The sequence below is a fragment of the Alysiella filiformis genome (assembly GCF_014054525.1).
Lineage (GTDB): Bacteria > Pseudomonadota > Gammaproteobacteria > Burkholderiales > Neisseriaceae > Simonsiella > Simonsiella filiformis.
The window spans coordinates 1,022,573-1,039,048 of the sequence record NZ_CP059564.1; the positions used below are offsets into that span (position 1 = coordinate 1,022,573).

Sequence of the window (16,476 nt, forward strand, 5' to 3'; positions counted from 1 at the left end):
TTAATGCAACATCAATTCAATGACTTGCCCTTCTGCCAACACGGGTGCGCTAATCGGAACGCCTGTGCCTTGCAATGCCAAAGTAATGCCTCCGCCACCATCGCGTACGCCACGAATTTGTATGGGTAAGCTGCCTGATGAGGCTGGTAAATACACGGTTTGTGGTGTGTGGCGTATCATGACTTGGGTGGTGAAATTGGGTGTGATGATGTCTATCACATCACCGTCTTCCGCCACATCGTCCCATACGGTTAGGGCAAGCACACGGTCAAAAGGGTTTTGTGCAAATTGTTGTTTGATATGGGATAGGTTGGGATTGTTTTGCTGTGTGGGCGATGGATTTGCCAAAAATTGGGCGGCATTTTCGCTGCTGACGTTTAATTGTACAGGCTGGCTGAAAGTTTGTTGGCGCGTTTCAATTTGCTGTTGGGTCAAAACATCTGCTGCGCCAATGGGTATGCCGCCACCACCTGATTTGCCAAAAAATTGCCCCAAAGTCCAGCCACCCAATAAAATAAATGCCACCAACAAAATCAATGCTTTATGAGATGAAGTGTGGCGTGGTTTTGGAGTGGCTTTGGGGCGCGGGGCAATGGGTTGGGGCATAATGATTCCTTAACAGTGGGTTTTCAGGCTGCCTGAATCAAAAAATACAGCAGAAATAAAAAGATGAAGTGTTATTTTATCAATTTTTTTCATAAATTGCTTGATTTTTTGATTCAGGCAGCCTGAAAATATTTTTTACAACAACACCCTTTCAATCCCCCCATTATTCGCCTTTTCCACAAACTCATTTTGCCAATTTTCGCCCAAAATGTGTTTTGCCATTTCCACCACAATGTAATCGGCTGGCAAGTTGTTGTCGTCCGAATAGCGGCTCAAACCTTGCAAACAGGCAGGGCAGGAAGTCAGCATTTTCACATTTTCGCCTTGCGGTAAGGTTTTGAGATTTTTGGTGATTTCTTCTTGTTTGCGGAATTTGACTTGCGTGGCGATGTCGGGGCGTTTCACCGCAAACATGCCGCTTTCGCCACAACAACGGTCGCTCAAAGGCACGGTTTTGCCCATCAATTCGCTGGCGAGTTTCGCACCGTCCATGGTTTTGATGGGGGTGTGGCAAGGGTTGTGATACAAATACTGTTGCCCCTTAATCCCTTCTAATTTCAAGCCTTTTTCCAACAAAAATTCGTGAATGTCCACAATGCGGCTGTTGGGGAAAATGTCTTCAAAACGATAACCCGCCAGCGAGTCGTAACACGTTCCGCAGCTTACCACGATGGTTTTGATGTCCAAATAATTCAAGGTGTTTGCCATGCGATGAAACAGAACGCGGTTTTCTGTAACCATTTGATTGGCTTTGTCTTTGTTGCCACCTGCATTTTGTGGGTAGCCACAGCACAAATAGCTGGGCGGCAACACCGTTTGCACGCCAGCGTGGTACAACATCGCTTGCGTGGCTAAACCCACTTGGCTAAACAATTTTTCCGAGCCGCAACCAGGGAAATAAAACACTGCCTCCGCGTCTTCGCCCACTTGTGGGTTGCGGATAATGGGAATGGTTTTGCTGTCTTCAATATTCAGCAGGGCGCGAGACGTTTTGAGCGGAATGTGGCGCGGCAGGGGGCGGTTGATGAAATGCACAACCTGTTCTTGAATATGGGCTTTTTGCGTGGTGGCTTTGGGGGTGGCTTTTTGTTTTTCGGTGTTGAGATGAAACTTTTTCGCCAAATCGTAGCCCAAGTTTTGCAATTTAAAGCCTGTTTCTGCCACGCCTTTACGCAGGATTTTGACGGCAGTTGGGTCTTTGGCGTTGAGCAATGCCATGCCTGCCGCCACCGCAGGATTGAATTTCGCCTTGCCTGATTTTAAGAGAAAATTGCGAATGTCCACCGTTACATCGCCAAAATCAATTTTCACTGGGCAGGGTTTGACGCAACGATGACACACCGTGCAATGGTCGCCAATGTTGCCCAATTCGTGAAAGTGTTTCAGCGACACGCCACGCCGTGTTTGCTCTTCGTACAAAAAGGCTTCGGCAAGCAAGCCCACGCCCAAAATTTTGTTGCGTGGCGAATACAGTAAATTGGCGCGTGGCACATGGGTGGAACACACGGGTTTGCATTTTCCGCAACGCAAACAATCTTTTACCGCGTGGGTAATGCGCCCCAATGCGGATTGTTCCATAATCAGGCTTTCAAATCCCAATAATTCAAACGATGGGGTGTAGGCGTTGCGCAAATCTGCGCCTTTCATCAGTTTGCCGCGATTGAAATTGCCTTTGGGGTCAATGCGTTGTTTGTATGCCCAAAAGGGTTGCATTTCTTCATCGGTCATGAATTCCAATTTGGTGATGCCGATGCCGTGTTCGCCTGAAATCACACCGTTCAGGCTGCGTGCCAGTTGCATAATCCGCGCTACGGCTTGGTGGGCGGTTTGCAGCATTTCGTAATCATCTGAATTGACGGGGATATTGGTGTGGACATTGCCATCGCCCGCGTGCATGTGCAGTGCAACAAACACGCGCGAACGCACGGTTTTGGCGTGGATTTTGCCCAAACCTGCCATGATTTTGCTGTCGGCTTGGCTGCTGAAAATGTCTTCCAAAGGTTTCATCACGTCTTCTTTGATGGAAACGCGCAGCCTGAAATCGCGGAATGCGATGAAACAGCTTTCGTTTAAGTTGGCTTCTTTGGCGAAGACGATTTTGTCGCCATAACGATTTGAATATTCAGACAAAGGCGCGTCCAAATTGTCCAACAGCCATTGCCAACGTGCTTGCACTTGGTGGACGAAATCCAAGGCGTGTTTGGCGCGGTCGCCCAGCAATTCGTGTTTGGGCAAATCGCTGTCTAGCTGCTCCACAGGCAGGCTGCCTGAAAGGTAATCCACCAGCGCGGCACACAGTTTGAGCTTGTTTTGTATGGATAATTCAATGTTGATGCGTTCAATGCCGTCCGAATATTCGCCCAAGCGTTCCAATGGAATGACCACGTCTTCGTTGATTTTAAAGGCGTTGGTATGACGGGCAATGGCGGCGGTGCGGCTGCGGTCTAGCCAAAAGGTTTTGCGTTGTTCGGGCGACACGGCAATGAAACCTTCGCCATCTCGCGCATTTGCCAATGAAATGATGTGTTTACAGGCTGCCACGACTTCGTTTTCATCGTCCGAAACCAAGTCCGCCAGCAAAACCATTTTCGGGCGACCTTTGCCTGCCGCTTTGGTGGCATAGCCGACTGCGCGGACGTATCGCCAATCCAAATGTTCCAAACCTGCCAGTTTAACTGTTTGATGTGCAAGCATATAATCGCGGATTTCCACAATAGAAGGCGTGGCGTTGGCAACCGTGCCGAAAAATTCCAAACACACGGTGCGAATGTGCGCGGGCATGCGGTGCAACACGAAAGCCACGCTGGTGATGATGCCGTCTGTGCCTTCTTTTTGCACGGCGGGTAAGCCGCTCAAAAATTTGTCGGTAACGTCTTTGCCCAAGCCGACTTTGCGGAATTTGCTGCCTGAAATTTCAAGGCGTTCGGTTTTGATGATGCGTTCGCCATCGTCTGCCAAAGTGTGTACGTCAAACAGGGCGACTTCTTCGTCATGGATTTTGCCGAAATTGTGTTTCACGCGCTCAATTTTGAGCCATTCGCCTTGCGCGTTGACCATTTTCCACCACGCCAAATTGTCCAGAGCCGTTCCCCACAACACGGCTTTTTTGCCGCCTGCGTTCATGGCAACGTTGCCGCCCACACACGATGCGTCTGCGGAAGTGGGGTCTACGGCAAACACGAGTTTGGCGGCAGAGGCGGTTTCTTCCACGCGGCGCGTTACCACGCCTGCACCGCAATGGATAATAGGGTGTTTGCCTTCCAATCCTGCCAATTCAACGTATTCTACGCCATTGTGTTTGTCCAATTTTTCGGTGTTAATCACGGCTGACATTGCGTCCAAAGGCACGGCACCGCCTGTGTAACCTGTGCCGCCGCCGCGTGGGATAATCGTCAAATCCAGCTCAATCAGGGCGCGAACCAGTGGCGCAATTTCCTGTTCGGTATCGGGATTGATGACGACAAAGGGGTATTCCACGCGCCAGTCGGTTGCGTCTGTAACGTGGGTAACACGCGCCAAGCCGTCAAACATGATGTTGTGTTTGGCGGTGATTTGGCTCAATCGTTTGAGGATTTGTTCGCGTTTGAGTTGGGTGGTGGCAAAGCTGTTTTCAAATTGATTGACCGCGCTTTCGGCTGCCTGAACCAGTTTCAGCACTTCGGCATTGTCATCGCGGCGTTTGTTGATTTCGTGCAAGCGATGACGCAGGGCTTGCACCAGCGCGGCTTGGCGTTTGGGGTGTTCGAGCAAATCGTCCACCAAATAGGGGTTGCGTACCACCGCCCAAATGTCGCCCAGCACTTCAAACAGCATTCGGGCGGAGCGTCCTGTTTTGCGGTGTTGGCGCAGGTTTTCCAAAATGTCCCAAGCATAATCGCCCAGCAAGCGGCAGACGATTTCTTTGTCGGAATAGGAGGTGTAGTTGTAGGGGATTTCGCGTATGCGTTTTTTGGGGGCGTGGGTGGTGGCAGTCATGGTTGTGTTCCGTTTGTGTAGCAAAATTACTGTTAAACCAAAATAATTATTGTAAAAGATTTTTTACTTGGCTGCCTGAAAAAATATTTGTTGTACAGATGAGTGGGATTTGTAAGGCAGCCTGAAATGCGTTTTGCCATAAGTGAGTACAATTTTCGGTTAAGTTCAGTTATAATTCGCGCCGTTTTTTTAACAGGGTTTCACAAAATGTTACATCATGCTAAAACCGCGATTGCGGGGGCGCAAATTTTGTTTGTTGCATTTGGCGCAACGGTGCTTGTGCCTTTATTAACGGGATTGAATCCTGCGCTGGCTTTGCTGGGTGCGGGTCTCGGTACTTTGCTGTTTCAGTTGATTACGAAACGCAAAGTGCCGATTTTTTTGGGTTCATCGTTTGCCTTTATTGCGCCGATTATTGCCGCCAAGCAGCAATGGGGCGTGGGCGCGACCATGTTTGGTTTGTTTGCGGCAGGCTTTATGTATTTTGTGTTTGCCGCTTTGGTGCGCTGGCGTGGTTTGGAGGCGGTGCATAAATTGTTGCCGCCTGTGGTCATTGGGCCTGTGATTATGGTGATTGGTTTGTCGGTGGCGGCGGCAGCCAGCAGCATGGCGGTGGGCAAGGGCGGCGACACGCAAGTGGTGGCATATGGCACGGCGATTATTTTGTCGGCATTCACGTTTGGGGTAACGGTGGTGGTTACCGTGTTTGGCAGCAAAATGATGAAGTTGATTCCGATTTTGATTGGGGTGTCGGCTGGCTACATTTTGGCGGCAATCATGGGCGAAGTGAATTTTCAGGCTGTGATGGACGCGCCATGGTTTGCCGTACCCGAGTTTACCAAGCCCGAAGTGAATTGGTCTGCGGCATTGTTTATGCTGCCTGTGGCGATTGCGCCTGCGATTGAACACATTGGTGGCATCATGGCGATTGGCGCGGTTACGGGCAAGGACTACACCAAAGACCCTGGTTTGGACAAAACCTTGGCAGGCGATGGTTTGGGCGTGTGTGTGGCGGGTTTGCTTGGCGGGCCTCCTGTTACCACTTATGGCGAAGTAACGGGCGCGGTGATGATTACCAAAAACAGCAACCCTGTGATTATGACGTGGGCGGCGATTTTTGCGATTGGCATGGCGTTTTTGGGGAAATTCAATGCGTTTTTGGCGTCCATTCCGTTGCCAGTGATGGGTGGCGTGATGTTGTTGCTGTTTGGCACGATTGCTTCTTTGGGATTGAAAACGCTGGTGGACGCGCAAGTGGATTTGATGAAACCGAAAAATCTGGTGATTGTCAGCAGCACTTTGACGATTGGTTTGGGCGGCATGGTGGTTCAGGCTGGCGACATTGCTTTGGCAGGCGTGGGTTTGTGTGCATTGGTGGCGATGTTGCTCAATGCCGTGCTGCCTGATAAAGCCTAACAACTCTGTTGCACATTCAGGTTGCCAACCATGTCATCACAAACCGATTTCATCTTGAAACACATTGCGGAACAATATGGCGTTTTGCCTGAATATTTGTTTCGCAAACACCCCACTTGTGCCGTGTTTCGCCAAACGCACAATCGCAAATGGTTTGCGGTGATGCAGCAGGTTTCAGGCAGCCAAATTGCTTTGCCGATTCAGGATAAAGTGGCGATTTTAAACGTCAAATTGCCACCCGAATGGGTGGCACAATTAAGTGAACAAGACGGTTTTGCGCCCGCTTATCACATGAACAAACGCCATTGGCTCACATTGCGTTTAGACGGTACGCTGCCTGAAAATCAGTTGCTTGCCCTATTGGCGGAAAGTTTTCGGCAAACTAGGGGCTAATTTGATGAAAAAACAATCGCGAAACGAATTGTCATTAGCCCCTAGATAAGGGCGATATTGGCGTGCCTGTTTCAAATGCAAGCACAATCAGGTTAAGCCAACAAACTTTCCCCCAAATACCCCCCTTTTTCAAAGCCAGCCAACACAAAAAAATAGCCCCCACCAAAAGGCTGAATGTATTCTTCCAAAGGTTCCAAATTCAATTTTTCTTGAACAAAAACAAAACCATCAGCCAAATTCGCCTGATAACAAATAAAAATCAAACCCACATCAAGCTGCCCCGCTTTGGACAAACCACGCGAATAATTAAACGGTCGCCGATAAAGCTGGTGTTTCGCCATGAAATCAGGTGTGCGCGGATTGGCCAAATGAATGTGGCTGTCTGATGCAATTTGTTGATTTTTTTGATAATCAATGGGGTCATGTTCGTGTTTCATGCCCAAAGGTGCGCCCGAGTATTTGTCACGCCCAAAAATCGCTTCCTGCTCTTGCAAAGGCGTTCTGTCCCAAAATTCCACAAATTGCCGAATCAACCTAATTGCTTGATATGTCCCATTTTTTGTCCAAGCAGGCTCGTCCAAAGCATTGGCTGCCACGCCCGTCCACAACACCTGATTGGCGATGTTTTCCTGCGCCACATCAGGATTTGCCGTGCCATCTCGAAAACCAAACAAATTGCGCGGTGCCTGACCCTGTGGCGATTGCGGCAAAAAGCCATCTATGCCCCAACGAATCAAAGCCAAACCCGCCAGTTGCTTGATGAAATCGCGCAGGGCATTTTGGCAGGTTTCGGGGTTGGTGGCGCAAATTTGCAGCGACACATCGCCATCACACCAATCGGCTTGCAATTTGTCGTTGGGAAAATCGGGCATTTCCACCAAATGTTTCGGTTTTTTATCTTGTAAACCAAAGCGTTGGTCAAACAGGCTGGCACCCACGCCCACCGTAATCGTCAAACCATTGGGCGCAAGGGTTTTGCCCAATAAGCCACTGCCTGATGGCGGTAATTGGCGATTGCTGTCGTGCAATTCGCCACCTTGTGTTAAAAATTCAATGCGTTGGCTGATGATTTGAAAGATTTTTTTCAATTCGGCAACATCTTTAACCATCACATCAAAAGCGGCGATGATGGCAAAATGCTGGTGGGGCGTGGTAATGCCTGCCTGATGTTTGCCATGGCAATCGTAACGCAATGATTTTTCAGATGATGTGTTGAGATTGGACACCGATTCGCGTTCACGCACACACGCGCCCAACGCGCTTGCACCCGCAAGGGCAAAGGCGGTTTTGAACAAATGACGTTTGCTGATTTTGTGGGACATGGTCAAGCTCCAAACCGATGAATGGGGCAAAAAAACATGATGATTCAAATCTTTAAGCCAAAAATTGCGGTACACGACAAAAAACGGTTTTGCCGTGTACGGTATGGCAGATTTTTAATCCAAACCCAATAAACCGCGCCATTTTGCCAAATCTTCGGCAAGGGCGTGAACGGGGGCTTGCAAGGCTTTGCGGTCGGCTTCGCTCAATTTGTCGTAAGTTTGGAAACCCGAATCGGTTTTGTATTTGGCTAAAATGTCGTTGATTTGTTTGATTTTTGTTTCCACGCTGGGCAACATTTTTTCGTCTTGCGCTTCAATTTGAACGCGGAACAAATCCACGATTTTTTGCACACCGTCCATATTGGCTTGGAAATCGCTCAAATCGGTGTGGCTGTAACGGTCTTCTTCGCCACTGATTTTGCCTGATGCGATTTCTTCAACCAGCTCTGCTGCGCCACCCACCACGCTGCTTACAGGGAAATCCAAATTGTTGATTTCATTTTTTAATTTTTCAACATCGGCATTCAGGCGGTCGGCAATGGTTTCCATGCCTTGTGTGTTTTTGTCCACCCACAAAGCGTATTCCAAACGGTGAAAACCTGTGAATGCGGGGTCTTTTGCGCCTGCTTTGAAGTCGTCTTCACGCGCGTCAATCGCGCTGTCCAAGTCTTCAAACAATTCGGCAATGGGTTCAATGCGCTCGTAGTGGGCGCGTGCTTGGGGGTAGAGGGCTTGGGCTTCGTTCAATTTGCCTGCTTTGATGGCGGCAGTAAATTGTTGTGTTTTTTGAACAAGTTGGGCAACTTCATCTTGTACATAGGCTTTGTATTGGCTCAATTCTGCACCAAATGCGGCGGCTGGTTTGGTTTCGCTGGCTGCCTGAACGCTGGCACTGGCAATGGCGGGTGCTGCGGCTGACGCGCTTGACGCGCTGCTCGGTGCGGACGGCGCTGGGGTGGGCGGTGTGGGTTGTGAGGTTTGGGGTTGGCAAGCCGCCAATGCTGCGCTGACAAATAAAATGGAATAGGGGAATTTCATGGATATTGTCCTTTTTTCATGGGGAATGTGAAATTATACGTTTTTTGGTTAAGTGAATGCAATTTATTTTCATTTTTGTTTTTCAGGCAGCCTGAAAACGCACTTCTTCGCCAAAAACCTGTTGCCACAAGCTTTTGACGCTGGCGTAATGATTCAGCAATTCATCGTTTACTTCGGTACGCGCCACATCGCGCAGGTTTTTGTTGTGCTGAATTTGGCGGTAGTGGCGGTAGGCGGCGGCGGCGCGTTCTGCCAAATCGGACGGTATGAAACCGCGCCGTGCTGCCATGCCAAGTAGGGCAATATTGCCATAATTTTCAAGCATTTTGCTTTCATGGCGACTTTCAGCCAGCACCAAATATTGCACGATAAATTCCACGTCCACCACACCGCCTCGTGCGTATTTGACGTGATTGTCGTGCGGTGGGTGGGTGGCGAACATTTTTTCGCGCATGGCGATGATTTCTTGTTTTAATTGGTTTTTGTCGCGTTCTTGGGTCAGGATTGTGCGGCGGATTTGTTCTAATTTTGCGCCCAGTTGGGCATCGCCACAAATGAAACGGGCGCGTGTGAGCGATTGGTGTTCCCATGTCCATGCTTGTTCACGCTGGTATTTTTCAAATGCCGACAGGCTGTGTACCAAAAATCCTGCTTCGCCGTTGGGTCGCAAACGCAAATCCACGTCATACAATGTGCCTGCGCCTGTGCTGCCTGAAAGCCATGTGTTCAGTCGCCGTGCGAGTTTGGCGTAGGTGTCGGCGGCTTCGGCAAAGTCGTCTTCGTAAATGTAAACCAAATCCAAATCGGAGGCGTAGCCCAATTCTTTGCCGCCCAATTTGCCGTAGGCGACAATGGCGAATTTGGGGTGGTCGCAATGGCGTTTTGGCACGCTTTGCCATGCGTGTTGTAGGGTTTGTTCCAGCACCACATCGGCAAGTTGCGACAGTTCATCGCTCAATGCTTCCAGCGTCCACAAGCCTGCCAAGTCTTGCACGGTCAGGCGGAAAATGTGGGCGTGTTGAAAACGGCGCAACACGTCCATTTTGGCTTCGGTGTCATCGCCACAGGCGTTCAGGCTGCCTGAAAGCTCTTGGGCGGCATGACGCCAATCTATCGCCAACATCAGTTGCGATGAGAGCAATTCGTCCAACAACACAGGGTGCAAGCGCAAATAATCTGCCAACCACGCACTTTGCGACATGAGTTGGGCAACCCGTTGCAGCGCGGCAGGGTGTTGTTGCAAAAACGCCAAATAGGCAGAACGGCGGCTGATGCTTTCCAAAAAATCCAACAGCCGAATCAGGCAGGCATCGGGTTTGTCGCTGTGTTGGGCGGCTTCAACCAGGCGCGGTGTGAGCGCGTCAAAGCGGATTTGGGCGGTGGCGGAAAGTTGGCGGTATTTGCTGCTTTGTTTGATTTGAGCCAATTTGTTTGCCAGAGTGGGGGTGTCGTTGAAACCCAATTCGCGCAATTTTTGGGCGACCGTGTCGGCATTTTCAGGCAGCGTTTGCCACAAAAACGACAAGGGGTGATGCGATTCAGCGTGGTCGGTTTCATCGCCCAAAATATCATTAAAGATTTGATTAACAAAGGTTTGATGTTGTTTCAGGCAGCCTGAAAAAGCGTCCCAATCGGCAAAACCCATGCTGTGTGCCAGCGATTGCTGTTGGGTGGGGTTATCGGGCAAGGTTTGGGTTTGTTGGTCGTCCCAATATTGCAAACGGTGTTCCACATCGCGCAAAAAAACGTAGGCAGACAAGAGTTTATCTACAATTTCGCCGCTTAAAATGCCCAAATCGCGCAACTGGTGTAAGGTTTCTTGCGTGCCTTTGCGTTGCAGGCTGCGGTTTTGTCCGCCGCGTATCATTTGGAAAATTTGCGCGATAAACTCAATTTCGCGTATGCCACCTGCACCGAGTTTGATGTTGTTGTTCATGCAGCGTTTTTGCACTTCCTGTTTGATTTGGCGATGCAATTCGCGCATGGCGTGGTAGGCGTTGTAGTCCAAATATTTGCGGAACACAAAAGGGCGAATCAAACTGGCAATGCCGTTGGGGTAGGGCGTGATGACGCGCCCTTTGCACCATGCGTAGCGTTCCCACTCGCGCCCTTGTGTGATGAGATAGTGTTCCAAAGCCGTTTCGCTGCACGCCAATGCGCCACTGTCGCCATCGGGTCGCAAACGCATATCAATGCGGAAAACTTGTCCATCGGGCGTGATGTCATTGAGCAGGGCGATGAGTTTTTGTCCCACTTTGATGAAAAATTCTTGATTGCTGCGTTCGCGTTTGCCGTTGGTGTAGCCGCTTTCGGGGTAGATGAAAATCAAGTCCAAATCAGACGAAACATTCAATTCAAATCCACCCGCTTTGCCCATGGCAACCACGCTTAAAGATTGATTTTGTTGGCTGTATTGCCCAATCGGTTCGCCATACAAACCCACATAATAAGCGTGGGCAAATTGCAAAGCGGTGTTCACGGCAAAATCGGCAAATTCGGTGATGGTGCGCGTTACTTCCGCCAAATCCGATTGGCGATTCAAATCGCGTATCATGATGTGCGCCATAACGTGTCGGCGCAAAATACGCAGTTGGCTGGCAAGTTCGCTTTCATTTTCATCGGCTTGGATTTTTGTCCAATCACAGAAAGCAGCAAAATCGGTTGGCGTAATGGGGCGTGCTAACCAAGTTTCCAGCAAAGCCAAATTCAGGCGATTTTGGTTGATTTGGTGCGTGAGCCATTGAGAATGGATTTGCGCTTTGTTGATGATTTCATTTGATGAAAACATGAGGAAACTCGCTTTTTTCAATTTAAAATAAAAACTCAGGCTGAAACCTTTGCAAAACCTACTTTTAAACTGACGTAGGGGCGGATTTCATATCCGCCCTTTTTTCAGTTTATTGATAAGAATGAAAATTTCTGTGAACCTAAACGGGGCACATATGAAATCTGCCCCTACAAACCGAGTTTTGCAAAGGTTTCAGGCTGCCTGAAAATTTCAGACAGCCTGAATTGTGTGAATTTAGCCAAAAATACTGCGTAAAATCAAGAAAATCACAATCGCCAATGCCGAAGCAGACGGCAAAGTAATCACCCAAGCCAAGCCAATGGGTTTCATCATTTGCCAGTTGGCATTTTTATTGACCATGCCAATGCCCAACACCGCGCCCACCAAAATGTGCGTGCTGGATACAGGCAGCCCCAATACCGAAGCCCCCATCACCACGCCTGCCGCCGACAATTCTGCCGTAAAACCCGAAGCAGGGTGCAATTCTGCCAAGCCTTTGCCCACCGTTTGAATCACTTCCTTGCCGATGAACCACAAGCCCACAATCAAAGCCACGCCAAAAGTCAGCATAGCCACAGGCGGCACGGGTGTGGATACACCAATGTCGTTGGTACGCAACACGTCCATAATCGCGGCAAAAGGACCAATGGCATTGGCAATGTCGTTGGCACCATGGCTGAATGCAAATCCTGCTGCCGTTACCACCTGCATCCACGAAAACATCAAAAATGTGGATTTGGTTAAATCTTTGCGTTTCAAGGTTTTGGCGTAAATGAAAGTGGTCAGCCAAATGCCTGCGCTAATCATCAAAATCAATAAGGTGCTGGTGATGGTGTCCAAGTTCAAATTCAAATTGCCCAAACCTTTGAAAATCAACATAGACGACATAATCACGCCAGCCGCCGCCGCAATCACAGGCACCCATGAATAGAGTGCTTTGTAGGCATCGATGTCGTTTTTCTCTTTTTCAATTTCGTATAAGCCTTTGTAATAGTTGGACTCCAATTCGCTGGGGTCAAAATCCACATCGGCATCGGCATAAAGTTGGGCATCACGCGCCATGGCGTTGGAAACCAAGATTTTTTCTTGCTCATCAAGTGCGTCAAAGCGGATTTTGTGTTGTTCTTTGTATTCTTTTTTCTTGGCTTTGATGTGTTTCAGTTGTTTTTCAATTTCTTGGTTGTAGTCCAAAATGTATTTTTTGACCAATGAAAAGACCGCATACGCCACCACGCCACCCAATACGGGCGACAGCACCCACGATACGACAATGGAAATCATTTGTTCCCATTTCACAATGCCCCATGGGGTTTGTGTGCCGCCTGAAATGAGAAAGCCCAAAGTCAATGCGCTGCCCACAATGCCGCCAATAATCGCGTGGGTGGTGGATACGGGCAGCCCTTTGTAGGTGGCAAACAGCAGCCACAATGCCGATGACAACAATGCCGACATCATAATAAACACCAAATCAAGCGGTTGCATGGGCAGCGCGTCCAAATTCACAATGCCACTGCGTATGGTGGCGGTTACTTCGCCGCCTGCTATCACTGCGCCGCTCACTTCAAAAATGGCGGCGATGAGCAGGGCTTGTTTGACCGTCAGTGTGCCTGCACCCACCGATGTGCCAAATGAGTTTGCCACATCGTTGCCGCCAATGTTGAACGCCATAAACACGCCAAACAGCGTTGCCAATAAAAACAAAATGGTGTGGTTGTGATTGGTGTAGCCCAATCCCCAGTAAACAAAATAACCCACCATGCCCAGCAACAGCACGGCAAATGCTGTATTGATTTGTTGCATGGATTTTTGGGTTTGTAACTTGCCTTGTGGCATAATTTTTCCTTGTGATGTTAATCAAAAACAGGCTTTTGTGCGTCATAAAATGACAAAAGCGTGCGCATTATAACCAAGTCCAAATTCATTTGTTAAAAATCTTTTGCATGGGCAATAAAAAGTGAAAATGGCGTTTCAGGCAGCCTGAAAACCTTTACAATTCCACTTTTTTATTTGGAAAGATGTTTGATGACCACACGCAATGAAATCGTGCAATGGTGCAACACCATTTTACAAGCCCATCAGTTTAAAGACTATGCCCCCAACGGCTTGCAAGTACAAGGCACGCCCCAAATCAACAAAATCATCACCGCCGTAACCGCCAGCCAAGCCGCCATTGATTTTGCCGCCTCGCAACAAGCCGATATGTTGTTGGTACACCACGGCTTTTTTTGGAAAAGTGAACCCCTTACCCTCACAGGTTGGAAAGGCAAACGCATCGCCACCTTGTTGAAACACAACATCAATTTGCTCGCCTACCACCTGCCTTTGGACGCGCACCCCACATTGGGCAACAACGCCCAACTTGCCGAAAAATGCGGCTGGCTGCCTGAACAGCAATTTGGCGAACAAAATTTGTTGAATTTGGGTACGCTGCCGCCCAATCAAGGTAATTTGGGCTTGCTTGCCGCGCATTTGCAAAGCGTTTTGGGGCGCAAACCCACTTGCATTGGCGATTTTTCAGGCAGCCTGAACAAAGTCGTGTGGTGCACAGGCGGTGCACAAGGCTATTTTCAGGCAGCCATAGACGCAGGTGCAGACGTGTTCATCACAGGCGAAATTTCCGAGCCACAATATCATCTTGCCAACGAAACAGGCGTTGCCTTCATCAGCGCAGGACACCACGCCACCGAACGCTATGGCGTACAAGCCTTGGGCGCAGCATTGGCACAACAATTTGGCATACACCATCATTTTTTTGATGAAAATAATCCCGCCTGAATCCCCTGCCCAAATGCCCCCAAAAGCCGCTTTTGCCCCCCTTTCAGGCAGCCTGAAACGCCACAGCAAAATCTGTTTCAAATCAAATTTTGCCTGAAAACTTTACCTAATTTTAAAAAAACTTTAAGCAAAGCCCAAAAATCGGTTAAAATGAAAGCTGTTTAATGACTCGGTATTTCACAATACTTAGGATATAAAATAATGGATAATAATGAAATCAATCAGGAACGCCGCCGCTTTCTCACACTCGCAACCGCAGGTGCAGGCGCAGTTGCAGCAGCAGGTGTGGTAACCCCGTTAGCCGCGAGCTGGCTGCCATCGGAAAAAGCGAAGGCAGCAGGTGCATCAGTGGAAATTGATGTCAGTAAAGTAGAATCAGGACAGCTATTGACAGCAGAATGGCGCGGCAAGCCCATTTTCGTACTCAATCGCACCCCTGAGCAAATCAAAGATTTGGCAACGCTGGACGGCAGCCTAACCGACCCCAAGTCCGAAGCAGACCAGCAGCCCGAATATGCCAAAAACCCCACACGCTCCATCAAAGAAAACATTTGGGTGGCGATTGGGATTTGTACGCATTTGGGTTGTTCGCCCACCTATCGCCCCGATGTGGGCGCAGCCGATTTGGGCGGTGGCGCATGGAAAGGCGGTTTTTTCTGCCCATGTCATGGCTCCAAATTTGACCTAGCAGGTCGCGTATTTGCAGGCGTACCCGCACCAAGCAACTTGGTGATTCCGCCCTACAAATATTTGAGCGACAACGTTATTCTCGTTGGTGAAGACTGATAAGGGGAACACAAATGGAAAACCAAAAAAGCTGCCATAAGGCAAAAGCCTTGCTCGATTGGGTGGACGCGCGTTTCCCCCTATCAAAAATGTACAACGAACATGTTGGACAATACTACGCGCCCAAAAACTTCAACTTTTGGTATTTTTTCGGTTCATTGGCATTGCTGGTACTCGTGATTCAAGTCGTGAGCGGCATTTTCTTGACCATGAACTTCAAACCAGATGGCACCACCAATGCCCAAAACCTGCCTGTGGCATTTGCGGCAGTGGAATACATCATGCGCGATGTATCGGGCGGTTGGATTATCCGCTACATGCACTCAACAGGTGCGTCCATGTTCTTCATTGTGGTTTATTTGCACATGTTCCGTGGCTTGGTGTACGGTTCATACAAAAAACCGCGTGAGCTGGTGTGGGTGTTTGGTTCATTGATTTTCTTGGCATTGATGGCAGAAGCCTTTATGGGTTATTTGCTGCCATGGGGTCAAATGTCATTTTGGGGTGCGCAGGTGATTATTAACCTGTTTGCCGCCATTCCCGTGATTGGTCCAGACTTGTCCACATGGATTCGCGGCGACTTCAACGTGTCTGACGCAACCTTAAACCGTTTCTTTGCCTTGCACGTTATTGCCGTGCCTTTGGTATTGATTGGTTTGGTGGTGGCACACTTGATTGCCCTGCACGAAGTGGGTTCCAACAACCCAGATGGCGTGGAAATCAAAAAACTCAAAGATTCCAACGGCATTCCATTGGACGGCATTCCATTCCACCCCTACTACACCGTTAAAGACATTTTGGGTGTGGTGGTGTTCTTGATTTTCTTCTGTGGTGTGATGTTCTTTGCGCCCGAAGGCGGTGGCTATTTCTTGGAAAAACCGAACTTTGACCCAGCCAACCCCATGGTTACACCACCACATATTGCACCCGTTTGGTATTTCACACCATTTTATGCAATTTTGCGTGCTGTACCGTCTTTTGCGGGTACGCAAGTTTGGGGCGTGTTGGCAATGGGTGCGGCGGTTGTGTTGATTGCCTTGTTGCCATGGCTTGACCGTTCGCCGACCAAATCAATCCGTTATCGTGGTCCCATTTTCAAAACGGCATTGGTGTTGTTCATTATTGCTTTCATTGGCTTGGGTATTTTGGGTGCGATGGTGGCAACCGACCTGCGTACTTGGGTGGCGCGCATTTTGTCCATCATTTACTTTGCCTTCTTCTTGTTGATGCCCATTTACACCAAAATGGACGTGGATAAACCCGTACCAGAGCGTGTTACCATGGGAACAACCAAGCAAAAAGTGATGTTCTTTGTGTATGTTGCCATTACCTTGATTGGTTCATACCTGTTTGCTGTCAATATTTAAGAGGCTGCCT

Annotated in this window: 10 protein-coding genes and 1 pseudogene; 5 read left to right on the top strand and 6 right to left on the bottom strand. The window is 48.9% G+C overall.

What is annotated here, in order from left to right; all coding sequences use genetic code 11:
* Together H3L97_RS05115 and H3L97_RS05120 are read right to left on the bottom strand one after the other, a co-directional pair.
* Nucleotides 1-606, bottom strand: a complete 606-nt coding sequence (locus tag H3L97_RS05115; protein WP_097114186.1) for a hypothetical protein — start codon at nucleotides 604-606, stop codon at nucleotides 1-3.
* Nucleotides 607-741: 135 nt separating this feature from the next.
* The gene (locus tag H3L97_RS05120) at nucleotides 742-4,581 is read right to left on the bottom strand and encodes a DUF3683 domain-containing protein (protein WP_097114185.1); all 3,840 of its coding nucleotides are present in this window, start codon (nucleotides 4,579-4,581) and stop codon (nucleotides 742-744) included.
* A gap of 207 nt (nucleotides 4,582-4,788) precedes the next feature.
* Between H3L97_RS05120 and H3L97_RS05125 the strand changes: the two genes are divergently transcribed.
* Nucleotides 4,789-5,997, top strand: a complete 1,209-nt coding sequence (locus H3L97_RS05125) for a uracil-xanthine permease family protein (RefSeq protein WP_097114207.1) — start codon at nucleotides 4,789-4,791, stop codon at nucleotides 5,995-5,997.
* A 30-nt stretch (nucleotides 5,998-6,027) separates the two neighbouring features.
* On the top strand, nucleotides 6,028-6,390 hold the full coding sequence (locus tag H3L97_RS05130; RefSeq protein ID WP_097114184.1) for an MmcQ/YjbR family DNA-binding protein: 363 nt from the start codon (nucleotides 6,028-6,030) through the stop codon (nucleotides 6,388-6,390).
* A 92-nt stretch (nucleotides 6,391-6,482) separates the two neighbouring features.
* Here the strand turns inward: H3L97_RS05130 and efeB are convergent, their stop codons facing one another.
* From efeB to H3L97_RS05150, 4 genes and pseudogenes are all read right to left on the bottom strand, one after another.
* On the bottom strand, nucleotides 6,483-7,712 hold the full coding sequence (efeB, locus tag H3L97_RS05135; protein WP_097114206.1) for an iron uptake transporter deferrochelatase/peroxidase subunit: 1,230 nt from the start codon (nucleotides 7,710-7,712) through the stop codon (nucleotides 6,483-6,485).
* Nucleotides 7,713-7,826: 114 nt separating this feature from the next.
* A pseudogene (gene efeO / locus H3L97_RS05140) lies at nucleotides 7,827-8,612 on the bottom strand (iron uptake system protein EfeO); the annotation flags it as partial.
* Nucleotides 8,613-8,832: 220 nt separating this feature from the next.
* The gene (gene glnE / locus H3L97_RS05145; RefSeq protein WP_097114182.1) at nucleotides 8,833-11,538 is read right to left on the bottom strand and encodes a bifunctional [glutamate--ammonia ligase]-adenylyl-L-tyrosine phosphorylase/[glutamate--ammonia-ligase] adenylyltransferase; all 2,706 of its coding nucleotides are present in this window, start codon (nucleotides 11,536-11,538) and stop codon (nucleotides 8,833-8,835) included.
* Between the two features lie 234 nt (nucleotides 11,539-11,772).
* The gene (locus tag H3L97_RS05150) at nucleotides 11,773-13,371 is read right to left on the bottom strand and encodes an inorganic phosphate transporter (RefSeq protein ID WP_224446384.1); all 1,599 of its coding nucleotides are present in this window, start codon (nucleotides 13,369-13,371) and stop codon (nucleotides 11,773-11,775) included.
* A 189-nt stretch (nucleotides 13,372-13,560) separates the two neighbouring features.
* On the opposite strand from H3L97_RS05150, the gene H3L97_RS05155 reads away from it, so the two are divergent.
* The 3 genes from H3L97_RS05155 to H3L97_RS05165 all read left to right on the top strand — a co-directional run bounded on the left by H3L97_RS05155 (nucleotide 13,561) and on the right by H3L97_RS05165 (nucleotide 16,466).
* Nucleotides 13,561-14,313: a Nif3-like dinuclear metal center hexameric protein gene (locus tag H3L97_RS05155; RefSeq protein ID WP_097114181.1), complete on the top strand. Its 753-nt coding sequence runs from the start codon at nucleotides 13,561-13,563 to the stop codon at nucleotides 14,311-14,313.
* A gap of 201 nt (nucleotides 14,314-14,514) precedes the next feature.
* On the top strand, nucleotides 14,515-15,099 hold the full coding sequence (petA, locus tag H3L97_RS05160; protein WP_097114180.1) for a ubiquinol-cytochrome c reductase iron-sulfur subunit: 585 nt from the start codon (nucleotides 14,515-14,517) through the stop codon (nucleotides 15,097-15,099).
* Between the two features lie 14 nt (nucleotides 15,100-15,113).
* On the top strand, nucleotides 15,114-16,466 hold the full coding sequence (locus H3L97_RS05165) for a cytochrome b (RefSeq protein ID WP_097114179.1): 1,353 nt from the start codon (nucleotides 15,114-15,116) through the stop codon (nucleotides 16,464-16,466).
* Nucleotides 16,467-16,476 lie beyond the last annotated feature (10 nt).